The sequence below is a fragment of the Nocardia sp. NPDC051570 genome, assembly GCF_044454005.1.
GTDB lineage: Bacteria > Actinomycetota > Actinomycetes > Mycobacteriales > Mycobacteriaceae > Nocardia.
In genome coordinates, this window is record NZ_JBITDI010000001.1 from 92,473 (window position 1) to 117,306 (window position 24,834).

Genomic DNA, 24,834 nt, shown 5'->3' on the forward strand with positions numbered 1-24,834 from the left:
CCGAAATGTGTGCTTACCGGGGAGTTTTCGCGTGCGGCCATCCGCTCACCCGGCCGCCGATGGCGCCCTCATTCACCAGGTGGGTCGGCCGCGAGGTTCGCCGCCGAATAGCCGCAATCACAACAACGATCGCGGCCACAATACACAAGATTCTCTCAGGAAGAGGTCCGAAACGCGTCGAAAGTGTCGTGGTGTGGCGCAGCGGCAGCGACGCCTCGAGCACGGCGGGAACGAACTGTGGGGTCTGCTGCGCGACGGCGCCGTCGGCGGTGATGATCGCGCTCACGCCGGTGGTGGCCGAAACCACCAGGGCCCGGCCGTGTTCGACGGCCCGCACCCGCGACATGGCCAGCTGCTGATAGGTCATCTCGCTGCGACCGAAGGTGGCGTTGTTGGTGGGCACGGTGAGCAGCTGGGCGCCCGCGCGCAGGGAATCCTCGAAGGCGCGGTCGAAGGCGACCTCGTAGCAGGTGGCCACGCCGATGGCGACCGGCGCGCCGCCCCGCGCGGGCCGCACGTGTACGACGCCGTCGCCGTGGCCGGGCACGAAATACCCTGCCCGATCGGCGTATTGGGAGAAATGCCGGAAGAATCCCCGGAAGGGCAGATACTCACCGAACGGTTGGATGATCTTCTTATCGTGTCGCTCGCCGACCCGATCGCCGTCCCAGACCAGCACCGAATTGGTCGTGGTGTCGTCGGCGTTCACCAGCACCGCGCCGACCAGGATCGGGGCGTGGATGAGCTGGGAGGCGGCCGTGATCTCCGCCGCGGCGTCGGAATTGCGCAAAGGGTCGATATCGGACGAATTCTCCGGCCAGATCACCACATCCGGCCGCGGGGCCCGTCCGGCGTCGATGGCGCGGGCCAGCTCCTCGGTGCGGCGCACGTGATTGTCGAGCACCGCGCGGCGCTGCGAGTTGAAGTCCAATCCCAGACGCGGCACGCTGCCCTGGACCGCGGCGACCGTGATCAGCCGGTCTCCGTCATCCGGGGCGGGCAGCGCGGCCCGAAGGATCGCTCCGGTACCCAGGATGATAGCCACAAGTGTTGCGAGAGCAGTAATTCCACGCCAGTCCCGGCGAAGAGCGTGCCGGGAACCGAGGTCTGCGAGCTGCCGGGAACCGAGGTCTGCGAGCTGCCGGGAACCGAGGTCAACGGGTCGCGGGCGCAGCCGAATCAGCAATGCCGCCAACAGGGTTCCGGTCACGGCGACCGCGAAGCTCACTCCGGGTGCGCCCGCGATCATCGCCAGGGGCAGATACCAGCCGTCGGCCTGGCCGAATGCCAGCCTGCCCCAGGGGAATCCGCCGAACGGGAAGCTGGAGCGGATCCATTCGGTCAGCGTCCACATCGTCGCCACCCACAGCGGCCAACCGGGCAGCGCACTCACCAGCCGCGCCAGCAATCCGAACAGGCCCACGTACACCGCGCATACCGTCGACAAACCCAGCCACGGCACCGGACCCACGTAGATCCCCGTCCACGGCAGTAGCGGCACGAAGAACCCCAGGCCCGCCAGCATGCCGTAGCCGAATCCGCCGCGCAGGCGGCCGTTTCCGCGGACCACGAGGGTCAGCAGCGCGATCCCCAGCGGCGCGAGGTACCAGCAGGTGCGCGGCGGGAAGCTGGCGAAGATCAGCAGTCCGGCCACGATGGCGGCCGCCGACCGTCCGATCACGGGGAACCGATCCCACAGCGCCACGGCCCGGCCGACGACCCTCGAGCCACGGCCCACGGGCCCCGGCACGCTCGAATCCTCGCGCCGCTCGGCCGAATCGACCCGCGGATCGCTCATCGCCGTCCCACCCCGAATACGGCCCCCACCGTCTCTCCCACCAGCGGCGTCGACCTCAGCACAGCTCGATGCTACGGACCATCATCGCCACTGTCCCACTCGGGTGGTATGTCCTGACCAGGGACAAGAAGGGGCGACGTGCCCGGTGGATCTCAGGCCTCGTATACGACCGCACCACGATGCACCGTGCGCAGGCAGGTCGGCGCGGGCGTGCCAGGATCGAGGCGAGGCAGGCCCGGGACCCGCGAGCGCGGATCGGTGGACCAGCGCTGCACCTTGTCCGAGGCCGCGGCGACCACCAATTCGGTTGCGTCCCAGACCGCATAGGAGGCGGGCGCGCCGGGGACCAGGGTGCCCGCGATGCCGTCACGGACCCCGCCCGCGCGCCAGGCGCCGCGGGTGGCGGCCGAGAAGGCCGCGCGCGGCGAGATCTGGTGACCGGGAGTGCGATGATGCGCGGCCGCGCGCACGGCCTCCCACGGATTCAGGGCGGTGACAGGTGCGTCCGATCCGATGGCCAGCGCGACGCCCGCGGCGGCCATGGCGGCGAACGGATTCAGCGCCGCCGCACGCTCGGCTCCCAATCGCCGGGCGTACATACCGTCGGATCCGCCCCATGCGGCGTCGAAGCCGGGCTGCACGCTGGCGATGACGCCGTATTCGGCGAGCCGGGCGATATGGTCGGCATCGAGCAGTTCGGCATGTTCGAGTCGATGGCCGCGGGCGGCCAGCGCGGGCGCGCCGACCTCGGCGGCGACCCGGGAAAACCCTTGGACGACAGCGTCGATCGCACTATCGCCGATGGCATGGAAACCGGCCTGCAGACCCGCCTCCGTGCAGGCGCGCACATGCGCGGCGACGGCATCGACATCCAGATAGCTGACCCCGGTGACACCGCCGTCGGCATACGGCGCGCGCAGCCACGCGGTGCGTGAGCCGATCGATCCGTCGACGAACAGATCGCCCGCCAGGCCGTGCACACCCAATTCGCGCACCAGCGCCGCGGCCTCGTCACCACTGCGCACGGCCTCGCCCCAGTAGGCGCGCACCTCGACACCGTGCTGGAATTCCAGCAATTCGGCCACATCGGCGCGCCCGGAGATCTCCGGCCCCGCGCATTCGTGGACCGCCACCACCCCGTAGGCGGCGGCATGATCGAGCGCCGCACTGCGAGCCCGGTCGCGCTGGGCCCGGTCGAGCCGCTCGATCATGGTCTGGCGCACCAGATGATGCGCCGCCGCGCGCAGCGGCTCCCCGGCGGTGTACCCCGTAGCGGTGCGCGCCTGCGGCACCGCCTCGAGCATCGGCGTCGACACCACGGCCGAATGTACGTCCACCCGAACCAGATACGCCATCCGCCCCGGCCCGACCGCGGCGTCGATCTCCGCGAGCGTCGGCGGGCGCTGCTCGGGCCAGTCCGTCTCGTCCCACCCCTGCCCGGTCAGGACCACATCGTCATGGCCGGCCGCATAGTCGCGAATCAGCTCCAGACACTGCGCCAGCGAACGCGCCCCCGCCAGATCCAATCCGATCAGCTGCAGGCCGAATCCGGTCACATGCACATGGGGATCCACGAATCCGGGAGCCACGAACGCCCCGTCCAGCTCGACGATCTCGGCCTCGGGATACAACGCCCGCCCCGGCCGATCGGCCCCCGCCCACACCACCATCCCGTCGGTGACCGCCATCGCGGTCGCATCGGGAGAACTGGCACTGTAGATCCGACCACCGATCAGTAACTGGGTACTCACGACTGTCGAGTTTGCCAGCCGCCGCAGGCCTGCTCATGCGGGCCTCCCATGTCCCCGTCGTCCTGACGCGGGCCTCCCCCATGTCGAGATGCGGGCTCCCCTATGTCCCTGTCGTCGGCCGCCGGGCCGACCACAGGGTCATCGCTGCTCGAGGATGCGGTGCGCGTCGCCCTGACCGTCGTCGTAGTACTGCTGGACCACGACGCCGTCGACCACATCGCCGGAGGGATCGACCACGACACCGTGGTACCGGGCGGCCGTGGCCAGCCGCCCCACGCGGCGCGCGGCGAACGCGGTGAGCACCGGCCGCAGCAGGGCCCGGGTGGGGAGCAGGAACAGCAGGCCCACGACCGAGGTCAGCAGGCCGGGCACGAACATCAGAACCCCGCCCGCGGCGACGAGGGCGCCGTCGGCGACGGCGGTACCGGGCGCGATCTCGCCGCGGCTCGCGCGGCGGAATTGATCGAAGACCTTGCGGCCCTGGGCGCGGACCAGGATCAGTCCGAGCGCGGAACCGGCGATGAGCAGCAGAATCGTCGGCACGACACCCAGGAAATGGCCGACCACGACCAGGGTGGCCACCTCGGCGACCAGATAGAGGACGAACAACAGGGCGGGCATGACGGGTCCTTTCCGCGACTTCCTACCCGATCCAACGTCGGAGTGTCCGGTTTTTCTCCCGAGCAGGCTGAGGTGTGCCTGAGAACTCAGGCGCCCGGCCGCACCAGCCCGGTCTCATAGGCCAGCACCACAGCCTGTACGCGGTCGCGCAGCCCCAGTTTCGTGAGCACCCGGCCGACATGGGTTTTCACCGTCGCCTCGGACAGATACAGCTCACCGGCGATCTCGGCGTTGGAGCGGCCCGCGGCGATCTGCTCGAGCACCTCCCGCTCCCGCGCGGTCAGCACGTCGAGCATCGCCGGATCGCGCATCCCGGCCGGATCCTCGACGATCAGCCGGTCCAGCAGCCGCTTGGTCACCTTCGGCGAGACCACCGCATCCCCGGCGGCCACGCTGCGGATGGCCGAGATCAGATCCTCCGGCGGGGTGTCCTTGAGCAGGAATCCGCTGGCCCCGGCCCGCAGCGCGCCCAGCGCATGCTCGTCCAGATCGAATGTCGTCATCACCAGAACCCGGCTGCCGCACCCGGATTCGATGATCTGCGCGGTCGCGGTCACGCCGTCGACGACGGGCATCCGCACATCCATGAGCACCACATCGGGGATCAGCTCGCGGGTCCGCTGTACCGCCGCGGCCCCGTTATCGGCCTCGCCGACCACCTCCACATCGGGGTGCGCGCCGAGGACCATCTTCAGCCCGGCCCGCATCAATTCCTGGTCGTCGACAACGAGAACGGTGATCGGCACGGTCATCAATCTAGTGGGCACGTCGCGCCGATCGCGCGCCCCGGGTTCACTCGGCCCCCTCGCGGGCCAGCGGGATGGTGGCCCGCACCCGCCAGCCGCCCTCGGGCCGCCGGCCCGCCTCCAGCGTGCCCCCGAGCACCGCGACCCGCTCCCGCATACCGACCAATCCCAGTCCGCTGCCGGTGATTCCGTTGCGCGCGCCGACCGTGTCACCGCCGCCGGGCAGGCCCGAGTCGACCACCTCGATCAGCACATCGTCCGCGCGCCGGCGCACCCGCACCCACGCCTTCGGATCGGTTCCGGCATGGCGGAAGGTGTTGGTCAGCGACTCCTGCACGATCCGGTGCACGCCCAGGCTGACCTCCGAAGTCACCTCGTCGAGCTCGCCGGTCAGCTCCAATTCCACGACCAGTCCGGCGTTGCGCATCATCTCCACCACCTTGGCCAGACCGGCCGTGCCGTGCTGGGGCAGCTGTTCGGGGGCGTGTTCGATGCGCAACAGCGCGACCGTGCGGCGCAGTTCGCGCAGCGCCTCCCGGCCCGTGGTGGCGATGGTGGTCAATGCCTGTTCGGCGGTATCCGGATCGCGGCGCAGCGCGAACTTGGCCCCGTGGGCCTGCACGATGATCACGCTCACCGCATGCGCGATCACATCGTGCAGCTCGCGCGCGATGCGGGTGCGTTCGGCCGAAACCGCCTCGTGCGCACCGCGTTCGCGGTCGTAGTCGGCCACGGCCAGCCGCGCGGCGACCTCGCGGTCGTAGGCGTGGCGGGCGCCGAGGAATTCGGCCAGGGTCCAGCACAGCGCGTAGTACAGGACCAGGACCGCCACGGTCGAACCGACCGGCTGCCCCGCCACCGTGACCGACAGCAGCGCGTCGACGGCCAGGCCCGCCAGATAGATCAGCCCATCGCGGCGGCCCACATAGGCGACCAGGGTGTAGAGCATGATGCCCAGTCCCAGGAGTGCGGGATAGTCGGGCTCGTGATGCAGGGCGTAGCTGACCACCGACGCGGTCAACGACATCGCCAGCAGCGACACCGCGGCCGCCCGCGGATACATCCGCCGGAACACCAGTGGCACCGGAATCACCACGGCCATCACCAGATCCGCGGCGATATGGGCGCTGTTGTGCACCGCCACCACGTCCAGCACCAGCATCGCCCAGGCGAGGATCGAATCGGCGACCATGGGTTTGCCGCGGAGCCAGAGGCTGAATCGACGCACCCGATCAGCCTATGCGCAGCACCCGTTCCGCCGCGGTACCCGACGATTTGCCGGATTCATCCGCTATCTGATTGTCTCGCCTCGTGGATTTCGCAGAGTGGGCCACGCTGGTGTCGGCGGCGACCGCGGCCGGCTGGGTCGACGCCGTGGTCGGCGGCGGCGGACTGATCATTCTGCCCACGCTGCTCCTGGTGGCGCCGACCCTCGCCCCGCAGACGGCGCTGGGCACCAACAAGCTCGCCGCGCTCTGCGGGACCAGCGCCGCGACCGTGACCTTCGCGAGCAAGGTGCCGATGCGCTGGCGGCTGCTGCTGCCGGGCGCGGCGCTGGCCGCGGTCACCGCGGGTCTCGGATCGGCCGCGGTCGGGCTGATCGATCGCCGATTCTTCATTCCGATCGTGATGGTGGTGCTGGTCGGTGTCGCGCTGTTCGTGACGCTACGTCCCTCGATCGGCGTCACCATGGCCACCCATCCGCCGACCCGGCGCAAGACCATCCTGGTGGTGGCGCTGGCGGCCGGACTGGTCGGCGGTTACGACGGACTGCTCGGGCCCGGCACCGGCACCTTCCTCATCATCACCTTCGCCACGCTGCTCGGCACCGAATTCGTCCGCGCGGCCGCGATGGCCAAGGTGATCAACTGCGGATCCAATCTCGGCTCGCTGATCTTTCTCGGCGCGACCGGTCATGTCATCTGGGCCCTGGGACTGGCCATGGCCGTGGGCAATATCGCGGGCGCGATCGTCGGCTCGCGGATGGCGCTGGCCCGCGGCGCGGGATTCGTGCGCGTGGTGTTGCTGGTCGTGGTGGTGACCATGGTGATTCGGCTGGGCTGGCAGCAATTCGGCTGATCAGCAACGCACCTCGGCGGCCACCTGCCGAACGGGGCGATTGGCCGCGGTGGGCGGCTCGGCGAGCCAGGGGGCCAGCACGCGCGAGGTGGTCTCGCGGATCTTGTGGTGCAACCGGTCGCCGTCCTCGAGGGCGTGGCGGCCGGAGAACAGCACGGTGAGCGCACCGGACACCGCGCCCACCACCGCGCCGACCAGTGCGGCCGCGCCGACATCGTCGAGTTCGTCCGGAAAGGCGATCCGCAACTGCCGGGCGATCTCCTGCTGCGCGGCCAGCTGCGCATGCGCGGCGCGCCCGCTCACCGCGGGCACCGTGCGCGAGACCTGTCCGCGCAGCACCGCGATGCGGGCGGCCAGATCGTCGCCGATATGCTCGCCGGGATTGTCGCCGGCCGCACGCAGCGCACGCAGTAACACCTCGACGGGACGCTCGTCCGGGCGGCGGGTCGCGATGGCGTGCACGGCGGCCCGGACCCGGTCGTCGGGTTCGGGGAAGAGCAACTCCTCTTTGCTCTCGAAGTAGTTGAAGAACGTCCGCGTGCCCACCTCGGCCGTCGCGGCGATGTCGGCGACGGTGGTCGCCTCATAGCCGCGGGTTTCGAACAGTTCGACGGCGGACTCGAGGATGGCTCGGCGGGTGCGTTCTCGCTTGCGATCACGAAGAGCGGATGGCGGCACGCGGGCAGACAGTACGGCATTGATCGAGATACACGCGGTAGGCAGCGTGTGGCGCGCGCGTTTCATGCTGCGCCATCCCGCATTTCGTGCATGTTTGCACTCGTTGCATGTTTGCACGGCGTGTCGCAGTCGCACTCCCCTAAGATCTTTCCGACCGGAATCACGATCATGTTGATGGAAGTCTTCGCCAGCAATTAGCGTGTTCGAGGTGAGCATCGCTACCCGGGACGTGGACGAGCAGTTCCGCGCGCTACCGCTGGCCCAGCTGGCCGACGCCGCGCTCACCGCGGCGCGCGCCGCCGGCGCCGAACATGCCGACCTGCGCGTACACCGGCTGGTCACCCAGTCGATCCGGCTGCGCGACGGCCGCGTCGAATCCGTCACCGACGCCACCGATCTCGGCTTCGCGGTCCGGGTGATCGTCGACGGCACGTGGGGCTTCGCCTCGCACGCCGAGCTGTCGCCCGCGACCGCCGCCGAGGTCGCGCGCCGCGCGGTGACGGTCGCGACCACGCTGCGCGCACTCAATCGGGAGCGGGTGGAGCTGGCCGACGAGCCGATCCACGACGCGCGGTGGGTGTCGTCGTACGCGGTCGATCCGTTCGACGTGCCGACGCCGGAGAAAGTGGCGCTGCTGCAGGACTATTCGGAGCGGCTGTCGGCCGCCGACGGCGTGGACCACGTCACCGCCTCGGTGCTGCAGGTCAAGGAGCAGGTCTTCTACGCGGACACCGCCGGCTCCTCGATCACCCAGCAGCGGGTGCGGCTGCATCCGCAGCTGGAGGCCGTCACCGTCGACCCGTCCGCGGGCGTCTTCGAGACGATGCGCACCCTGGCCGCTCCGGCTGGACGCGGCTGGGAGTACGTCACCGGCGCCGACGGAATCTGGGACTGGTCCGGCGAACTCGCCCGGATCCCCGAATGGCTCACCGAGAAGGTCAAGGCGCCCACGGTCGCCCCCGGCCCCACCGATCTGGTCATCGATCCCACCAACCTGTGGCTGACCATTCACGAATCCATCGGCCACGCCACCGAATACGACCGGGCCATCGGCTACGAGTCCGCCTACGCCGGAACCTCCTTCGCCACCCCCGACCAGCTCGGCACGTTGCGCTACGGCACGCCGATCATGCATGTCACCGGCGACCGCACCCAGGAATTCGGCCTGGCCACCACCGGTTACGACGACGAGGGTGTGGCCGGGCAGCGCTGGGATCTGATCCGCGACGGCGTCCTGGTCGGCTATCAGCTCGACCGGGTGTTCGCCCCGCGGCTGGGCCTGGACCGCTCCAACGGCTGCTCCTACGCCGACTCCGCCCATCACGTGCCCATCCAGCGGATGGCGAATGTCTCGCTGCAACCGGATCCCGCCGCCGACACCAGCACCGCCGAACTCATCTCCCGGGTCGAGGACGGCATCTATATCCTCGGCGACAAGTCCTGGTCGATTGATATGCAGCGCTACAACTTCCAGTTCACCGGCCAGCGCTTCTTCCGCATCCGCAACGGAGAGCTCGCCGGTCAGCTGCGCGATGTCGCCTATCAGGCCACCACCACCGACTTCTGGGGTTCGATGGAGGCCGTCGGCGGCCCGTCCACCTGGGTGCTGGGCGGTGCGTTCAATTGTGGTAAAGCGCAACCGGGTCAGGTCGCCGCGGTCAGTCACGGCTGCCCGTCGGTGCTGGTGCGCGGGGTCAACATTCTCAACACCCGGACGGAGGCGGGGCGGTGACGGTGCTGCACGGCGGCGAGGTCGTGGAACGGGCGCTGGCCGCCTCCCGCGCGGACGAGGCGATCGTGATCGTCACCGACGCGCACGAGGCATCGCTGCGCTGGGCCGGAAACTCCATGACCACCAACGGTTCCTCGATCTCACGAGACTGGGCGGTCGTCTCGGTGTTCCGCGAGGGGCCGAATCGGGCCCGGGTCGGCAGCGTCAGCGCGACCGGCGTCGAACCCGGCGATATCGAGGCCGTGGTGCGCGCCAGCGAGGAGGCGGCCGCGAGCGCCGAACCGGCGCGGGATGCGATGCCACTGCTGGCGCCCGACTCCGTGGCCGGGCCCGACTGGTCGCAGGCATCGGCCGCGACCGGCATCGAGGTCTTCACCGAGGTGGCGAGGGATCTGGCCACCGGATTCGACGGCGCCGATCGGCTCTACGGCTTCGCCCACCATCAGCTGCACACCACCTGGCTGGGCACCTCCACGGGCGTGCGCCGCCGCTGGACCCAGCCGACCGGCTCGATCGAAATCAACGGCAAGCGCGGCGAATCCGCCTCGGCGGCCAGCGCCTGGGTCGGCGCGGGCACGGTCGATTTCGCCGATATCGATGTGCCGGGACTGCTCGGCGAGCTGAACCGGCGGCTGGACTGGTGCAAGCGCCGCGTCGAACTGCCCGCCGGACGGTACGAGACGCTGCTGCCGCCGTCGGCGGTGGCGGATCTGCTGATCTACATGATGTGGGAGATGGAGGGCCGCGGCGCGCAGGAGGGGCATACCGCGTTCTCGCGAGCGGGCGGCACCCGAATCGGCGAGCGGCTCACCGACATTCCGCTGACGCTGTATTCCGATCCGGCCGCGCCCGGCCTGGAATACCGGCCGTTCGTGGCGACCTCGTCATCCTCGGAATCGCTCTCGATCTTCGACAACGGCCTGTCCGCGGGGCGGGTCGACTGGCTCCGCGACGGCGTCATCGATGCGCTGGTCTATCCGCGCGCCACGGCCGCCGAATTCGGTGTCCCGGTCACGCTTCCGGGCGAGAACCTGGTGATGTCCGGCGGATCGCAGGCCTCGCTCGACGATATGGTCGCCCGCACCGAGCGCGGCCTGCTGCTGACCTGCCTGTGGTACATCCGCGAGGTCGATCCGGCCACGCTGCTGCTCACGGGTCTGACCCGGGACGGGGTGTATCTGGTCGAGGACGGCGAGGTGACCGCCGCGGTGAACAACTTCCGCTTCAACGAGTCTCCGGTGGATCTGCTGCGCCGGGTCACCGAGGCCGGAGCCACCGAGGTCACGCTGCCGCGCGAGTGGAAGGACTGGTTCACCCGAACGGCCATGCCGCCGTTGCGTATCCCCGACTTCCACATGTCCTCGGTCAGTCGGGCCACCTAGGTGCCGCGGACGCCTCGTGCGCTGAGCGATAACTCCACTGGCGCATCCGGGCCAAACGGCACCGCGGTCCGGGTTCGCGCGGATAAGATTCACACCGTGTGCCCGACCGCCGGCCAGGCCCGCGATTCCGGGATGGGCCCGCGGTGACCTCGCAACCGGATCACTCCCATGAACCCGAGTCGATCCGGCAGTGGCTGTGCGCCATCGAATCCGAGGCCGGACCGGCATGGCGCGTCCGGCGCGAACCGGGCCCGCCCTATGGATGGAGCCTGTTCGACGATAACGGTGCGGCCGTCTGCAGCGGGAGCCTCGACAAGATCGATCAGTGGCTGCGGCATCGTCGGACGCGCGCCGAGGATCACTGAACCACGGGCCGCTCGATGCCGTTGCCCGTGGATCACGCCGCCGCGGTTCGATCCGCGCATCGGGTATCGCGGCCGCCGCCCGTATGACAGAATCGCCCCACCGGTTCGAATACGACGCCGTGCGCGCCGCCGATACCCTCCGGATGCAGTGCGTGAATTCCCTGGCGCACAAGAGCTTTCGGGAATATCGAGATCGACGGGAACCGTGTGAGCCGCGGGTGCGTCCAAGCGATCACATAACAGGCACAGTCGAGGCGGGGACGACATGGAACACAGTGGCGGATTCGGTCCATTGATCGAACAGGCCCAGGCGGGGGCGGTTTCGCTGCGGGCGGACCCGCAGGCGTTCCTGACCCTCGATCGGGCGATGCGTCGACGCAAATCCGATATCGAGGCCATCCAGCAGCTCACCCGCACGATCTCCGGACACATATCGTGGGGGCTGGGCGAACAGGCCGCCGTCCTCACCTCGGCACGCGTACTGGCGCAACGCTTCCGGGAGAAGGCGGCGGGCGGACCCGCCAGCGCCGAGGCGATCCTGCAGCAGCACTGGCAGGTAGCCGACGATTTGCAGACTCTGTTCCACACCATCCGTGAACGCCTTCGGCAGACCGATGCCGACTTCGCCGCCGGTCTGCGCGCGGCCGAGACGGCCCAGCAGTCCGGGAGCGCGGCATGACCGACTACGACCCGCCCGCGATCACCGATCCGGAGAATGTCGACGCGCTGACCCACCGCCAGATCTACGACGCGTTCCACACCGTCGCCGACCACAGCTCCGATGTGGTCGCCGCGTGGGGGCAGGCGCAGACGCACTGGCGCGATTCCACCGCCGAACTGCTCCGCGCCGTGCGCACCGCCGTCGACGGACATTGGACCGGCGCGGCCGCCGACGCCGCGATGACCACCCTCACCGACTACACCGACCACGCCGCGGGCCTGGACGACCTGTTCGAGGAGACCGGCCGAGTCGTCGCCGACACCGCTCGAGCCGCGCTCACCACCAAGTCGTACATCCCCGAGCCCGTCACCCCGACCGCCGATCCGAAACAGGATCCCACCGGCTACGACACCCAATCCCGCGCCGCCCAGAAGGCCCAGGACGACGCCCGCCAGGTCATGCACCAACGCTATGTCGTCCCCTTCACCGACCAGTCCGCCAAACTCCCCACCTTCCCGCCTGCGCTGTCCACGGCCGAATCCGCTTCCGCCACATCACCCTCCAGCGACCAGTCGGAGACCACCCCCGCGACGAACCACCGCGACGAACCCGTCAGCGCGCTGTTCGGACATAACGGCAATCAGCCCACCGGCACCCTCTCCGACCCCGACGCGGACCCGACAACCAGCGACAAGCCCGAACATCCCGGCGCCCACCACCCACCGCTGCCTCCGATCACAGGCCTGTCCACATCCCTGTCCGGCCCGCTGCCCCACGGCGATTCGACCGCCCCCGCATACTTCACCGACACTTCGGCCAGCACCGGCACGACCTCCCCGCATCACAGCGGCACCCCGACCACCACCTCCGCGCACCACGGCGACGCGCTGTGGTCGCCCTCATCCGCACCACACGACGTCCCCGCGACACGCTCCGACAACGGCACCACGGCCGAGCCCACCGCATTCACCCATGCGACCCCACCCGACCCGGCCGCCACACAGTCGCCCACCACCGACCCGACCTCTCACACGACGGTCGAAACCCCCAGCGGCACAGACCATCTCGCGCCCCACCACGACACCCCCACGGTCCCGACCGCCACATCCACCATCCCCTCCTCCACGACTTCTCCCCTCCTCCCCTCTTCCGACCACCCACTCCCCTTAGCCACAGCACCCAGCGCCGCCACCCCGCTCGGCCACACCCCGGACTTCTCACACAACACCGGCACGCCCCAACCGAACTCTCCCTTACCCCCACCCACTCCGAATTCCCTCACCTCCCAAGCCATTCCCACGTCCCCCCTCACGCCACACACCGGAGCCCCCAACCTCCCATTTACCTCACCGGCACTCGGCACCAGCACGCCCACCTCGTTCCCCACCCCGAACTCACCCACACCTCAACCGATTCCCGTCACCGCGGGAACACCACACCCCGGCATACCGAACCTCCCATCCAGCTCATCGACGCCCGGAACGAGCGCGACCACACCCTTCTCCACGTCGAACCCGCCGATCCCCCTATCGCCGGGAACACCCCACACCGGGACTCCGAACATCCCCCCGGCCGCATCGACGTCCGGCATCACCACGCCCGCCCCAAACCTTCCCGGGGCGAATTCGCCCGCACCCCTGGCTATCCCCCTGTCGCAGGGAACATCGCATACCGGCGCCCCGGACGTGCCGCCCACCTCATCGACCCCCGGCGCATCCACTTCGCCCTCGCCGAGTTCACCTCAGCCACAGGCGAGCACACCCACCCCCACCTCGGCACCGGGTTCGAACGTCCCATCGGCTGCGCCGCTCGGTTCGACATCGAATACCGTTGGGACGCAGACCACGTCGCCGCTGAGCAATCCCCCGACCGGCGCACCGTCTTCCGGCGCGCCGAATATCGCGGCCGCCCCGACGAATACACCCTCCGGCGGTGCCACGCCCGATGCGACAGGTTCCGGATCCGCAGCGGCGGATTCGCCTCGCGCTCAGACGAATACCCCGCAGGCCCCCGGCTCGGGCGGCGCACCGGCGGGAGCCGATGCGGGCCGGGCGGCGGCACCGGGCCCCACCTGGTCCACTCCCGCTCCGAATCTCCAGTCGACCACCGGCGTGGTGCCGCATATCCCGCCGCCGCTACCCACACCGCCGGTCCCGGCCGCAGTCGGCGCACCGGGAGCGACGTCCCCGATGCCACCTCTCTCCGTGCAGAGCCCACCGGTGCCACCCTCGACACCGACGCCCCCGGCACCGAATCCGCCTGTACCACCGTCACATTCGCCGTCGGTCGGCACCGGTGCGCCTCCCGGCCCGGCACAGCCGGGACCGCCGCACACCCCGATGCCGAAACCCGGCCCCGGTGTCCCACACCCGCCGAATGCGCCCCATCCACCGCACAACCCCGCGGGCATCTCCGTTCCGCCACCCGACATCATGCCGGAGGCTGGACCCGCGGCCGCGGGGGTCGTCGGTGCCGCGGCCGCGCATCTCACGCATGATGGCACCGTCGGGCACCACGACGATCAGCACCGGCCGCCGCGAATCCGGTTGCGGTTCCTCGGTGATCGGGATCGGCGCGGTAAGAAGGTCCGGATGCGGCGCGAGGCGCCCACTTCGGAGCCGGATAAGGATCAGATCGTCCCGCCCACGATCGGCGAGTAGGCGATGGCAACCTGGTCGTTCGACTCGGAGGAGTTCGCGGCGCTCTGGTACGGCCCGGCGAACGATCGGATGCTCTATCCGCTCGACTATCTGTCCAGGTTCAGCCATGTCACAGAGCGCGACCGATACTGGGCCGAGGCCCGCCACGAATACTCCGAACACGGCCGGTTGAGCTGGAACGAGGCCGACCTGCTCCGCCGGGCCTTCACGGTCCTCACCGCGCCGGAGGCATGGGCCGAAATCCACGGCGTCTCGGACGAATCCGGGCCCGTGCGGGTGGCCGCCGCCCGCCACGATCGGCACGCCGCACTCGCCCTGCAGTTCACCCGGCAGACCCATATCGAACTGACCATCATCCCCGCCGAACAGCTACCCGCCCACCTGCTCACACTGCTCCCGCCCTGCCCACCCGGCACCCACCCCCCGGAGGCCTTCGGCGCCGCCGACCTGTATCCCGAGAACCAGCCTGTCCTGCGCTATTCGGGCGAATCCACTCCGTTGCAACGCTATCGCCGATTGGTCCGCCGCCCCGCCACCGGCGCGGGGGTCATCACGGTCTTCCGCGGCCCCCGCCACATCGGCAACCGCCAACCCCGCAAGGTCGGCACCCTGCGCTGGTACGACATCGACGCCGACGGCCGCTACCTGGAAACCGGCACCCGCACCCTCACCGTCCGCCCCGCCGAACCCCGAGCCCTCCAATCCACCCTCACCCGCCTGCTCGACCACGCCCTCACCGAATACCGCGAATACATCGAAGACACCCCCGACCTCCCCCATCCCCCTCTCCCACCCACCGCCCCGGCCCCGGTAATCCGCCGAACCTGAACCATCCCCAGCGATTCCACACTCGTCCTCCGGCCGGGAGCACCCGGGCCGACCTGGGACCGGGTGATATCCCGAAGGCCTGACACTTGGCGGCGGCTGGCCCCTCCCAAGTCATCCATGTGCTGAGGTCGGTGCGGCTATCGATCAGGCCCGAACCAGGAGAGATCCGCGTGAGCAGGATGGAAATCTCCCGAGCCGGATGTGCGGGTCGGAGCGCTGGCGATACCCAATGGCCATTGACGGTCGGAATCCGGTCAGCGTCCGCTCGCATTTGCGCTACCGGCGAACAGACTGGCGGAACCGGATCGGCGGTGGATCCTGGAGTACAGCAATGCTGTAATCCTGTAATCAGAGGTGGTGGTCGCCGTGGCGGACGACGCTGAAGGTCAGGGCGATTCAGTCAGTGCGGAGCTGCTCGGCGGGGCGACCGATGCGGCGGCTCTGGACGCCTATTCCCGCACGGTCATATCGGTCGCCCGCGCGGTGACGCCGCATGTCGCCAGCGTGCAGACCGGACGCGGCGGCGGATCCGCGGTGGTCTTCACCGATGACGGATTCCTGCTTACCAATGCGCACGTGGTCGGATCGGCGAATACCGGAACGATCGTCTTCGCCGACGGCGCCGAGGGCCGATTCGATGTCGTGGGCGTCGATACGCTCTCGGATCTGGCGGTCCTGCGCGCTCGCGGCGACGCTCCGGATGCCGTACCGCTCGGCGATGCCGACGCACTGGTCGTCGGGCAGCTCGTCGTGGCGGTGGGCAGCCCGCTCGGCCTGGCCGGATCGGTGACCGCCGGGGTGGTCAGCGCCCTCGGCCGCTCGGTACCGGTCGGCACCCGCCGCACGACCCGCGTCATCGAGGACGTGATCCAGACCGACGCCGCGCTGAATCCGGGCAATTCCGGTGGTGCCCTGGCGGATTCGGCCGGCCGAGTGGTCGGCATCAATACCGCCGTAGCCGGAATCGGTGTGGGCCTGGCCATTCCGATCAACGACACCACCCGCCGGATCATCTCCACCCTGCTCGCCGAGGGCCGGGTCCGCCGCGGCTATCTCGGTATCGTCGGCGTCCCCACACCGCTTCCCACCGCGGTCGCCACCCGCACCGGCCAGCGCACCGCGCTGCGCATCGTCGAGGTGGTCCGCGACGCCCCCGCCGACCGCGCGGGCCTGCGCCGCGGCGACCTCATCCTCACCATCGCCCGCACCCGCGTCCACAACGCCCAAGGCCTGCGACGCCACCTACTCGCCGACACCATCGCCCAACCACTCCCCCTGACCGTCCTGCGCAACGGCGCGATGGTCGACGTCATAGCGGTCCCCACCGAACTCACCCCGGAGTAACAGCCCACCAGAGGCCGAATATCCACGCAGCGTAGGGCATTCGAGCCGGTTCGACGACGACGGCGCGGGCAGCCGAGAGTGTACCCGCCGACGTCGCCGTCGATCCTCGTCCAGCGCACCACAAGTCGAGGATGGTGCCTCGAATGCGTTGCTTTCCCATCGGTTTCGGAGCCGTACAGGCACTGGTCAGGATTCGAGAGGTATGGGAATCCATCGCTGCCAGCAGGACCATCCCGAGCGTGAGTGAGACCGTGCCGACCACGGGGAAGATCTCGTACCGCCCGGACCTGGCCATCAGCGTGCCCGCGATACTGGTGGCGATGACCGTGCCGATCATCATGGGCAATAACAACAGTCCGGAGTTGGTGGCCGACGCGCCCTCCACGGTCCGCTGACACAGCGGCAGATAGAGCGTCCCGCCGACCATGGCTACGCCCGCGACGACCAGCAGTGCAGAGGCCAGCGGGAAGTTGCGGCCGCCGGTGAAGATGCGAAGCGGCAGTACGGGTTCGGCGGCCCGCCGCTGCGCACCGACGAACACCGCCAGCAGCACCACGGCAGTCGCGGCGAGTGTGAGAATCCGCCACGCCCCCAGGCGTAGGTACTGCCCGCCCATGTCGCTGCCAGGACGACGCGCCGACCATCGCCGTCGTGATGATGCCGGACCAGTCGATCACAACCCTGCTGGGCGTCGTCGGGTTTGGCGGATGTGGTCATGACCGCCCACTCCTTTCGAGAATGCGGCGGTACCGAGGTGAAAGACACCGCGCCGGAGGGGAAGTCGCGACGCGGTGCTTCGACAACGCCGCTACTCGCCGGAGGTGATCAGGTGGAGCGCGTCGGCCAGGGCTCGCGCGGGATCGGCGGGAGCATCGACGGCCCGCCAGGCGATATAGCCATCGGGCCGTACCAAAACCGCACCACTTGCCCCGAGCCCATATGTGACACGGAACGCGTTGGGCTCCAACGGCTTCGCATCGACTCCGATATGTACGAACGACAACGGATTGCCTGCCCGGGCATCGGCAGCACGGAAGACGTTCGGGTCCATCGATTTCGCCTCGAGACCGAGGAGATCGGACGGCATCAGAGCATCCGGACGGGCCTCGGCGACACGAAAATCGCTCGACCGCACCGACATCGGAGCATACCGGCGGGTCTCGCCGCCACGGAATGCGCTCGGCTCCAATGGTTTCCCCTCGACACCCGACTGCACCGGGATGCCCGGCCGAACTAGGGCGTCGGCCCAGCGCTCGTCCTCGGACAGCAGTACCCATCCACGCCCGAACAGATCCAGCGTGGACATCTCCTTATCGCCCAGCAGGACCCACAGATGCGGGGCTCGGGTGCCGGGCTGACCGGCCCATTCCTCGGGCCGCCGCGCCGGGGGCAGCTCGGGGTCCGTGCCCAGGATCGCGGTCGAGCGGTACAGCTGACCGAGTTCGACGGCGACGTCGTCGAGGATCGGCACACCGGATTTGGGGGTCTTCAGGTATGCCTTGTAATCCGCGCGGGCGAACAGCTGTTCGTGTCGCAGTTCGGCTATCGCGCGGCGTTCGGCGTCGTAGGTGTCCAACAGTGCGGGCGCCGCCTCGCCGGACAGCACCGCGGCGAGCTTCCAGGCCAGATTGTGCGCATCCTCGATGCCGGTATTGGCGCCGAATCCGCCACGGTTGGGCGGCAATTGGTGGGCGGCGTCACCGGCGAGGAACACCCGGCCCGCGGAGAAGCGGTCGGCGATCAGCGCGGCCAGCTCCCAGCGGCCGACGGTGATCAGTTCGATGGGAATGTCGGTGCGCCCGATCGCCTTTCGCACCAGCGCGCGCTGCTCGTCCGCGTCGCGGTCGATATCGTCGGCGAGCATGAGGACCCAGCGGCCGTCGGAGTAGGTGGTCAGGAAGGTCCGGAAGCCGGGCTGCTCGATCTCGAACTGCACAACGCCGTGCACGAGATAGGTATCCAGCGGCGCGGTGAACAGGATGCTGCGCTGGGTCGAGAGCAGCCCCTCGCCGTGGCGGCCGATGCCGAGCGCCTCGCGAATGCCGCTGCCCGCCCCGTCGGCGGCCACCAGATACCGTGCGCGCAGCCGATATTCATGGCCGTCCTCGCGGCGGCGCAGCACCGCGGTCACCCCGTCGTCGTCCTGGGTGAAGTCGATCAGCTCGGTGCCCAGCCACAGTTCGACGCCCAGCTCGAGGGCGCGCTCACGCAGAATGGGTTCGAGCCGATCCTGCGGAATGGCCGTCGCCCGCACGGGCGAATACTCGATATCCGGCCGCGCACCGCCGGGCGTCCACGGGTATTCCTCGAACCAGGTTCCGGCCAGGCTCGCCACCCGGGCACGACGCGGCGGCGTATTGCCCTGCAGCGATTCGGGCACCTCGACGCCGGTGGCGCGGAACAGCTCGAGCGTGCGGGTGGTGTATCCGATCGCGCGGGGATGCAGCGAACTGCCCCGATGCTTGTCCACCAGCACGACCGGCACACCCCGCCAGGCCAGGAACACCGCGGCACTGAGACCCACCAGACTGCCGCCGACGATGAGCACCGGCGTGGATTCGGTAGTCGTGGGATTGGTCATGACGTACTCCTTCATTTCATGAAATGGGTTGCGCCCCGGCGCCATATGGCACGCGGGGAGAGGCTGTCCTCGATCCGGGTAGCGGATCGCCGTCGACGAGAACGAGGTCGGCGCGCGCCTCGGGCGCGATCCAGCCGCGGTCGTCCAGGTCGAAACGCCGCGCCGGGACGAAGGTCGCGGCGTGCAGTGCCTCGACGGGAGCCAGGCCCCGCGGCGACCAACAGTCGAAGTTCGTGGTGCACGCTCGCGCCGTGCACCCCTGGGCGACCACTGCCCGCACGTGCGCGACCGCCTCGTCGGGCGTCGACATCGGCGGCGTCCAGTCGCCGCTGCGGATGATGGTGTTCGTCGAGGTCAGCGACCATCTGCTGCGGATGGCCGTCCTCGGTCATCAGGCCCAGCCGGGCCGAGCGCAGGTCGGCGAGGCCGTCGTCGACATCGATCTCCTTGCGCTGCAACGAAGTCCAGTAGCCCTGCATCGCCAGTTCGGTGGTCACACAAAAGGTGCGAGCGAAGCGCAGGCCGTCGAGAGAGGTGTGGACGTGGCCGTCGATGAGATCCGGTAGCAGCGTTCCGTCCTGGCCGTCGACGGCGTCCGCATCACCCGTGGGCTCCTCGCCGAGGGATACGATCTCGGCTCCGTCGAGCCGGACCGCACGTTCCGAACGAACATGTTCGCCGTCAAAGATCCTGACGTGGGCAATGAAGGTCGACATGATGGGTTCTCCCGGACGTTGATGCGCCGATCGCGGGTGAAGGATCCTCGCGGGGGTGCTGGCATCCACAGTCTAGCGAACATATTCGTTACGAACAAGTTCGTAACTGGATGATGCCGTCGATTCAGCGCCTTCTACCGGGACGATTCGTGAGCATGCCCCCGCCTACCGCACGAACCTGACGCCTCGACCTGGGCGGACTGCCCGACCGCTTGGCGCGAGCGAACGTGTTCGTTAGGCTGGTTCGCATGACAGCAGGTACCGAGGCCGCGCGAAGCCGCCGCGAGCGGCCCGCCAAACCCGCCCTGAGCCGGGCCGGGATCGTCGCGGCGTCGGTCGCGGTCATGCGGAGCGAGGGGCTCGAGCGGTTGACGATGCGCCGCCTGGCCCAGGAACTCGACACCGGAGCGGCCTCGCTGTACGTCTACTTCCGCAATACCGCCGAACTGCACGCCGCGGTGCTCGACGAACTGCTCGGCACCGTGAACCTCGGCCCCGCAACGGATTCCGGGCCCTGGCGCGAGCGCCTGGTCGACATCCTCACGTCCTATATCCAGGTGCTGTTCGAACATCCGAGCCTCGCCCGCTCCGCCCTGGTCGCCCGCCCGAGCGGCGAGAACTACCTCGCCCTGCTCGAACGACTGCTGGCCGTGCTCGAATCGGGCGGTATCGATCGCGGCCGCGCCGCCTGGGCCGTGGACCTGCTACTCCAATTCGCCACGGCATCCGCCGCCGAACACGGAACCCGCCACGAAGCGCCCGACACGCAAGAGGATTGGGCCTCATCCATCCAAGCCCTCCAATCGGTCTCCCCCAGCCGGTACCCACATCTCGTAGCCACCACCGACGACCTGTTCACCGGCACCCCCACCGAACGCCTGACCTGGATGTTCGAGGTTCTCCTCAACGGAATCCTGACCGCCCCGACCCCCACCCCCCAACCGGCACACCCGGGCCCCTGATCGAGCCGGCCGCACGGACATTCGCCGATGGGACCGCGTACAGGCGTGCCGCACAGCGATCTGTGTGGGACGGCCGTCGACGGGGAGGTTCGGAGACCGCCGGTCGCGGGTCGAACAGATATTCGCCGATCGGACCGCGTGCGGGCGTACCGCACAGCGATTCGTGCGGGATGGTCGTCCACGGGGAAGTTCGGAGGCCGCTGGTAGCGGCTCGAATTGCCTACGGCGTCAAGCCGATTCGGCCAATGCGGCCGACTGCCATACTTCGGCGAGGTCCTGGAGTGGGATGTCCAGGGCTCGGCTCAGGCCCACGATCGTGCCGAAGGCCGGGCTGGGGAGGCGGCCGGTTTCGATTTTGCGCAGGGTCTCCGGGGAGATGCCGGCGACTCGGGCGATCTCCGCCGGATCGCGCTCGGCGCGGACGGCGCGCAGGTAGGAGCCGAGTCGGCGACCGGCCTCGACCTGGGCGGGAGTGAGGGGGAGGCGGACCATGTCGCCAGCCTACGGGTTGGTATTCAAATACCGCAAGCGCTATCGTCGGTATTTAAATACCAATTCTGGAGGTGGTCATGGTCGAGCTGAAGACGGCCCAGGAGATCGAGCGCATGCGGGTGACGGGGCGATTCGTCGCCGAGGTCCTGGGCGAGCTGCGCGAGCGGGCGCAGGTGGGGGTGAATCTGCTCGAGCTGGAACAGCATGTGCGCCAACGGATCCGGGAGCGCGGCGCGACCTCGTGCTACTGGGACTACGAGCCCTCGTTCGGCCGCGGGCCGTTCCGCAACACGGTCTGCCTGTCGGTGAACGATGCGGTGCTGCACGGACTTCCGTTCGACTACCTGCTGCGCGGCGGCGATGTGCTGAGCATGGACCTGGCCGTCGGCATCGACGGCTGGGTGGCCGATTCGGCGATCACGGTCATCGTCGGCACCGCCGCCGAACGGGATCGCCGTCTCGTCCGCGCGACCGAGGAGGCGCTCGAGGCCGCCATCGCCGCGGCCGTGCCGGGCAATCGAATCGGAGACATCTCGGCGGCCATTTCCGCGGTCGCGCACGCCTACGGCTATCCGATCAACACCGAATTCGGCGGCCACGGCCTCGGCCGCACCATGCACGAGGACCCGCACGTTTCCAATGACGGGAGGCCGGGTCGCGGCTATCACCTGCGCCCCGGCCTCACCATCGCACTGGAACCCTGGTTCGCCGCCACCACCGACCGCATCGTCACCGACCCGGACGGATGGACCTTGCGCTCGGCCGACGGCTCCCGCACCGCCCACTCCGAACACACCATCGCCATCACCGAGAACGGGCCCACCGTCTTGACTCTCGCCGCCTGATCCTCGTCACCGACGACCGTTGGACGACACCGGATCGACGAGCGGCCGATCATGTCGATATGCGGTCGAAAGGCATGGGCGCAACGCGAATCTCGACCCCACCGACGCGACTCGGCGCCGCGAACACACCGGAGCGAAGCGGCGCCGACACCGCGGCATCCGGCGCCCGCCCGGATCACTCTCGCAGCCACCGTTCGAGATCACCGACCGTGCGCAGCTCGGCGGCGATCACGGTTCGGTCGTCGCCGCTCAGGTCGAGGGTGTCGATCTCGCGGCGTAGCTCGTTCGCTCGCTCGGAATCGTCTGTGACGAGGGAGAGCTCGGCGAGCATCGCCATCGCGCGGGCGCGGTCCAGAACCGACGCCTCGAGGGCATAGCGGCGTAGCCCCGTCTCCAGGACTCGGGCAGCGGCGCGGTCGTCGGTCTTGAAATCCCGCAGAATGTGGGCGTGGTCGAGGACCCGGGCCAGGCCGGTCAACGATTTCGAACCGCCGTACTCGACATCGGGCTCGCCGCGACGGATATAGGTGACAGAGTTGCCGACCGGATCGACGACCGTGAATCGGCTCTGGCCCGGTCGGCATCGCGTGATGCGCGGAACTCCCTGCGCCGGAATCCGTCCGTAGCGCGTCCGCAGCGCGGCGGAGAATTCGGCGTGCAGATCCTCGACCTCCTCGACAAAGACCACGCAGCCCACATAGGCCACCGCTGCGGCATCGATCGGCCGCGGTGACCGACCGAAATGCAGTTCGCTCCCGTCGCGGATCACGATCCCGTAGGTATAGGGCCGGGTGTTCTCGTAGGTCACGGTGTAACCGAGGGTTCGATAGAACTCCAGCGTTTCCGAGAGATCCCCGCTCCACAAGACCGGCACCGCGGCTGCGCTCATTCGCACTCCTGACCATCTAATCAAGTTTGACTACCTCAAAGTAGAGCCGCAAGCAGGCGAAGTCAAACTTGATTAGTATGCATATCCGAACGAGAGGAGTCGTGCATGTCGGCAGTCCGGCTGCTGGTGCTGGGTGTGATCCGCCTGCGTCAGCCCACCTATGGTTACGCGGTTCGCCAGGAACTGCTGTCCTGGCGCGCCGAGACCTGGACCAACGTCAAACCGGGCTCGATCCATCACGCGCTCAAACAGCTCACCCAGGAAGGAAATCTGCGCGCACTCGGCACCGAGACCAGCGACCAGGGGCCGGGCCGCACCCTGTTCGAACTCACCGCCGACGGGGAGACGGAGTTCTTCCGGCTGCTCGAAAACGCGCTCGGCAGTATCGATATGGAACAACTCGGCGCGGGCATCGCCTTCATGGATGCCCTGCCTCGGGCGCGCGTGGTGGAACTGCTGACCGAGCAGCGCCGCCGCACGGCCGAGGCGCGCGACGATCTGCTGGCGATGGTGCCCGGCTTCCCCGGCCGCTACGAGGCACCGCACTCCCCCGACCTGCTCGAGCTGTGGAGCGGCGTCTTCGCCGGATTCACCGACTGGACGCAGCGACTCGTGGACCGCCTCGAATCCGGCGAATACCGCATGGCGGACGACGATACGGCGACCACGGGTTAGGCTGCCCGGGTGGACAACCCCTTCGGTGGCGTCGGCACCGCGAACTACGTGCTGCTCACCACGTTTCGCAAGAACGGCAACCCGGTCAGCACGCCCGTGTGGGCGGTACTCGACGGCGACAAACTCTACGTCTGGACCGTGACCGACACCGGAAAGGTCAAACGGCTGCGCAACAATACGGCCGTGACCCTCCAACCGTGTTCGGTCACCGGCAAACCGCGCGGGCAGGTGGTCCGCGGCACCGCCCGCATCCTCGACGATGCGGGCAGCGAGCGGGTCCGCCGTCTGGTGAAACGCAAGTATGTAATCCAGGGCTGGCTCACCGTCACCGGCAGCCTTCTGCGCCGCGGTAAGCACGGCACGATCGGCATCGAGATCACGGCCGCCTGAGCGAAGCGCAGCTCGGGATGGATCGCCGACCGGTAGGGCACCCACCGGTCGGCGATCGCGTCCCGCGACCTGTGGGGTAGGGTCGCAGGCTTATGTCACGGCTGGTTCGCGCCCACGATCCCGCCGATGATGGCACCGATCACACAACCCGGAATGAAACCGACCACCAGGAAGATGAGCCCGATCAGCGCGCCGATCGCGCAGCCGATCAACACTCCCGCGACGGTGGTACCGGCATCGCCGATGAACTGCGGCGCACCGGCCTCCGGCAGTGCCGCACCGACCGGACGCAGCGTCAACGTGGTTGCCGCGGCATTGATCTCGGGCGCCACCCGAACCTCTTGACCGGCGGCCGTCTGCATGGCTGTCGGCACCGTCGCGACGACCGAACCGTCGGGTGCCCGCACGGACACACCCGCCGGCGTCATCACGAACATGCCGGAGGCGAGGGTGACGGTTGCGCTGGAACGATCCGGTAGGACCGCGGCGGTGTACTCGACGCCGTGGTCGACACTGCTGACCACGGGCACCGCGGTCAGACCCGCCTCACCATGGGCGGTGGCGGCGGCAATACCCAGCGCGGTCGTCGAGAGCACCGCCGCGGCGGCGACTTTCGCGATTCTCATCTCTGTCACCTGC

The 24,834-nt window shown here is 69.0% G+C and carries 25 protein-coding genes; 13 read left to right on the plus strand and 12 right to left on the minus strand.

Annotated elements, in window-relative coordinates; translation table 11 throughout:
- Positions 1-13 precede the first annotated feature (13 nt).
- The 5 genes from lnt to ACIA76_RS00420 form a co-directional block, all read right to left on the minus strand.
- Positions 14-1,798, minus strand: a complete 1,785-nt coding sequence (gene lnt / locus ACIA76_RS00400) for an apolipoprotein N-acyltransferase (RefSeq protein ID WP_397146746.1) — start codon at positions 1,796-1,798, stop codon at positions 14-16.
- Positions 1,799-1,950: 152 nt separating this feature from the next.
- A complete protein-coding gene (locus ACIA76_RS00405) occupies positions 1,951-3,549 on the minus strand; it encodes an amidohydrolase (RefSeq protein ID WP_397146748.1) in 1,599 nt (532 codons plus the stop codon).
- A gap of 138 nt (positions 3,550-3,687) precedes the next feature.
- Positions 3,688-4,170: an FxsA family protein gene (locus tag ACIA76_RS00410; protein ID WP_397146750.1), complete on the minus strand. Its 483-nt coding sequence runs from the start codon at positions 4,168-4,170 to the stop codon at positions 3,688-3,690.
- 86 nt (positions 4,171-4,256) lie between these two features.
- Complete coding sequence (locus tag ACIA76_RS00415; RefSeq protein WP_397147907.1) at positions 4,257-4,916, minus strand: response regulator; 660 nt, start codon at positions 4,914-4,916, stop codon at positions 4,257-4,259.
- 46 nt (positions 4,917-4,962) lie between these two features.
- Positions 4,963-6,144, minus strand: a complete 1,182-nt coding sequence (locus tag ACIA76_RS00420; RefSeq protein ID WP_397146752.1) for a sensor histidine kinase — start codon at positions 6,142-6,144, stop codon at positions 4,963-4,965.
- Positions 6,145-6,227: 83 nt separating this feature from the next.
- Here ACIA76_RS00420 and ACIA76_RS00425 point away from each other — a divergent pair, with 83 nt between their 5' ends.
- Positions 6,228-6,995 carry a TSUP family transporter gene (locus ACIA76_RS00425; RefSeq protein WP_397146754.1) on the plus strand — a complete coding sequence of 256 codons (768 nt, stop codon included), beginning with the start codon at positions 6,228-6,230 and terminating at the stop codon, positions 6,993-6,995.
- Here the strand turns inward: ACIA76_RS00425 and ACIA76_RS00430 are convergent, their stop codons facing one another.
- Positions 6,996-7,673 (minus strand): TetR/AcrR family transcriptional regulator, encoded by a 678-nt coding sequence (locus ACIA76_RS00430; protein ID WP_397146756.1) that lies wholly within the window; start codon positions 7,671-7,673, stop codon positions 6,996-6,998. It lies immediately after the preceding gene.
- A gap of 208 nt (positions 7,674-7,881) precedes the next feature.
- On the opposite strand from ACIA76_RS00430, the gene ACIA76_RS00435 reads away from it, so the two are divergent.
- From ACIA76_RS00435 to ACIA76_RS00465, 7 genes are all read left to right on the plus strand, one after another.
- The gene (locus ACIA76_RS00435; protein WP_397146758.1) at positions 7,882-9,405 is read left to right on the plus strand and encodes a TldD/PmbA family protein; all 1,524 of its coding nucleotides are present in this window, start codon (positions 7,882-7,884) and stop codon (positions 9,403-9,405) included.
- 2 nt (positions 9,406-9,407) lie between these two features.
- Positions 9,408-10,787 (plus strand): metallopeptidase TldD-related protein, encoded by a 1,380-nt coding sequence (locus tag ACIA76_RS00440; RefSeq protein WP_397147909.1) that lies wholly within the window; start codon positions 9,408-9,410, stop codon positions 10,785-10,787.
- A 143-nt stretch (positions 10,788-10,930) separates the two neighbouring features.
- Entirely contained in the window at positions 10,931-11,152 is a 222-nt protein-coding gene (locus tag ACIA76_RS00445) for a hypothetical protein (RefSeq protein ID WP_397146760.1), read from the plus strand.
- A 265-nt stretch (positions 11,153-11,417) separates the two neighbouring features.
- Positions 11,418-11,831: a hypothetical protein gene (locus tag ACIA76_RS00450; RefSeq protein ID WP_397146762.1), complete on the plus strand. Its 414-nt coding sequence runs from the start codon at positions 11,418-11,420 to the stop codon at positions 11,829-11,831.
- On the plus strand, positions 11,828-14,473 hold the full coding sequence (locus ACIA76_RS00455; protein ID WP_397146764.1) for a hypothetical protein: 2,646 nt from the start codon (positions 11,828-11,830) through the stop codon (positions 14,471-14,473). Before ACIA76_RS00450 ends, ACIA76_RS00455 begins: the two co-directional genes overlap by 4 nt.
- Positions 14,474-14,476: 3 nt before the next feature.
- Positions 14,477-15,301, plus strand: a complete 825-nt coding sequence (locus ACIA76_RS00460; RefSeq protein WP_397146766.1) for an ESX secretion-associated protein EspG — start codon at positions 14,477-14,479, stop codon at positions 15,299-15,301.
- Between the two features lie 411 nt (positions 15,302-15,712).
- Complete coding sequence (locus tag ACIA76_RS00465) at positions 15,713-16,645, plus strand: S1C family serine protease (protein WP_397147911.1); 933 nt, start codon at positions 15,713-15,715, stop codon at positions 16,643-16,645.
- Here ACIA76_RS00465 and ACIA76_RS00470 read toward each other — a convergent pair.
- The 3 genes from ACIA76_RS00470 to ACIA76_RS00480 all read right to left on the minus strand — a co-directional run bounded on the left by ACIA76_RS00470 (position 16,632) and on the right by ACIA76_RS00480 (position 19,536).
- Entirely contained in the window at positions 16,632-17,261 is a 630-nt protein-coding gene (locus ACIA76_RS00470; protein WP_397146768.1) for a hypothetical protein, read from the minus strand. The two genes, ACIA76_RS00465 and ACIA76_RS00470, sit on opposite strands and share 14 nt — an antisense overlap.
- A 192-nt stretch (positions 17,262-17,453) precedes the next feature.
- The gene (locus tag ACIA76_RS00475; RefSeq protein WP_397146770.1) at positions 17,454-19,226 is read right to left on the minus strand and encodes an FAD-dependent monooxygenase; all 1,773 of its coding nucleotides are present in this window, start codon (positions 19,224-19,226) and stop codon (positions 17,454-17,456) included.
- A gap of 16 nt (positions 19,227-19,242) precedes the next feature.
- Complete coding sequence (locus ACIA76_RS00480; RefSeq protein WP_397146772.1) at positions 19,243-19,536, minus strand: amidohydrolase family protein; 294 nt, start codon at positions 19,534-19,536, stop codon at positions 19,243-19,245.
- A gap of 28 nt (positions 19,537-19,564) precedes the next feature.
- Between ACIA76_RS00480 and ACIA76_RS00485 the strand changes: the two genes are divergently transcribed.
- Positions 19,565-19,792 carry a hypothetical protein gene (locus ACIA76_RS00485; protein WP_397146774.1) on the plus strand — a complete coding sequence of 76 codons (228 nt, stop codon included), beginning with the start codon at positions 19,565-19,567 and terminating at the stop codon, positions 19,790-19,792.
- Positions 19,793-20,190: 398 nt separating this feature from the next.
- A complete protein-coding gene (locus ACIA76_RS00490; protein ID WP_397146776.1) occupies positions 20,191-20,904 on the plus strand; it encodes a TetR/AcrR family transcriptional regulator in 714 nt (237 codons plus the stop codon).
- A gap of 228 nt (positions 20,905-21,132) precedes the next feature.
- On the opposite strand, the gene ACIA76_RS00495 is transcribed toward ACIA76_RS00490, so the two are convergent.
- A complete protein-coding gene (locus ACIA76_RS00495) occupies positions 21,133-21,396 on the minus strand; it encodes a helix-turn-helix transcriptional regulator (RefSeq protein WP_397146778.1) in 264 nt (87 codons plus the stop codon).
- Positions 21,397-21,473: 77 nt separating this feature from the next.
- Between ACIA76_RS00495 and map the strand changes: the two genes are divergently transcribed.
- A complete protein-coding gene (map, locus tag ACIA76_RS00500; RefSeq protein WP_397146780.1) occupies positions 21,474-22,241 on the plus strand; it encodes a type I methionyl aminopeptidase in 768 nt (255 codons plus the stop codon).
- A 175-nt stretch (positions 22,242-22,416) separates the two neighbouring features.
- On the opposite strand, the gene ACIA76_RS00505 is transcribed toward map, so the two are convergent.
- Positions 22,417-23,130 carry a glyoxalase gene (locus ACIA76_RS00505; protein WP_397146782.1) on the minus strand — a complete coding sequence of 238 codons (714 nt, stop codon included), beginning with the start codon at positions 23,128-23,130 and terminating at the stop codon, positions 22,417-22,419.
- A 105-nt stretch (positions 23,131-23,235) separates the two neighbouring features.
- Between ACIA76_RS00505 and ACIA76_RS00510 the strand changes: the two genes are divergently transcribed.
- Positions 23,236-23,805 carry a PadR family transcriptional regulator gene (locus ACIA76_RS00510; RefSeq protein WP_397146784.1) on the plus strand — a complete coding sequence of 190 codons (570 nt, stop codon included), beginning with the start codon at positions 23,236-23,238 and terminating at the stop codon, positions 23,803-23,805.
- A gap of 9 nt (positions 23,806-23,814) precedes the next feature.
- Positions 23,815-24,195: a PPOX class F420-dependent oxidoreductase gene (locus tag ACIA76_RS00515; RefSeq protein ID WP_397146786.1), complete on the plus strand. Its 381-nt coding sequence runs from the start codon at positions 23,815-23,817 to the stop codon at positions 24,193-24,195.
- Positions 24,196-24,290: 95 nt separating this feature from the next.
- Here the strand turns inward: ACIA76_RS00515 and ACIA76_RS00520 are convergent, their stop codons facing one another.
- Positions 24,291-24,821 carry a hypothetical protein gene (locus ACIA76_RS00520; protein ID WP_397146788.1) on the minus strand — a complete coding sequence of 177 codons (531 nt, stop codon included), beginning with the start codon at positions 24,819-24,821 and terminating at the stop codon, positions 24,291-24,293.
- Positions 24,822-24,834 lie beyond the last annotated feature (13 nt).

Coding starts and splice junctions, on each gene's coding strand:
- ACIA76_RS00505 (WP_397146782.1), bottom strand. CDS start 23,130: ATGAGCGCAGCCGCGGTGCCGGTCTTGTGGAGCGGGGATCTCTCGGAA.
- lnt (WP_397146746.1), bottom strand. CDS start 1,798: ATGAGCGATCCGCGGGTCGATTCGGCCGAGCGGCGCGAGGATTCGAGC.
- ACIA76_RS00520 (WP_397146788.1), bottom strand. CDS start 24,821: ATGAGAATCGCGAAAGTCGCCGCCGCGGCGGTGCTCTCGACGACCGCG.
- ACIA76_RS00475 (WP_397146770.1), bottom strand. CDS start 19,226: ATGACCAATCCCACGACTACCGAATCCACGCCGGTGCTCATCGTCGGC.
- ACIA76_RS00485 (WP_397146774.1), top strand. CDS start 19,565: ATGGTGTTCGTCGAGGTCAGCGACCATCTGCTGCGGATGGCCGTCCTC.
- map (WP_397146780.1), top strand. CDS start 21,474: ATGGTCGAGCTGAAGACGGCCCAGGAGATCGAGCGCATGCGGGTGACG.
- ACIA76_RS00470 (WP_397146768.1), bottom strand. CDS start 17,261: ATGGGCGGGCAGTACCTACGCCTGGGGGCGTGGCGGATTCTCACACTC.
- ACIA76_RS00480 (WP_397146772.1), bottom strand. CDS start 19,536: ATGTCGACGCCCGACGAGGCGGTCGCGCACGTGCGGGCAGTGGTCGCC.
- ACIA76_RS00510 (WP_397146784.1), top strand. CDS start 23,236: ATGTCGGCAGTCCGGCTGCTGGTGCTGGGTGTGATCCGCCTGCGTCAG.
- ACIA76_RS00495 (WP_397146778.1), bottom strand. CDS start 21,396: ATGGTCCGCCTCCCCCTCACTCCCGCCCAGGTCGAGGCCGGTCGCCGA.
- ACIA76_RS00410 (WP_397146750.1), bottom strand. CDS start 4,170: ATGCCCGCCCTGTTGTTCGTCCTCTATCTGGTCGCCGAGGTGGCCACC.
- ACIA76_RS00450 (WP_397146762.1), top strand. CDS start 11,418: ATGGAACACAGTGGCGGATTCGGTCCATTGATCGAACAGGCCCAGGCG.
- ACIA76_RS00460 (WP_397146766.1), top strand. CDS start 14,477: ATGGCAACCTGGTCGTTCGACTCGGAGGAGTTCGCGGCGCTCTGGTAC.
- ACIA76_RS00455 (WP_397146764.1), top strand. CDS start 11,828: ATGACCGACTACGACCCGCCCGCGATCACCGATCCGGAGAATGTCGAC.
- ACIA76_RS00490 (WP_397146776.1), top strand. CDS start 20,191: ATGACAGCAGGTACCGAGGCCGCGCGAAGCCGCCGCGAGCGGCCCGCC.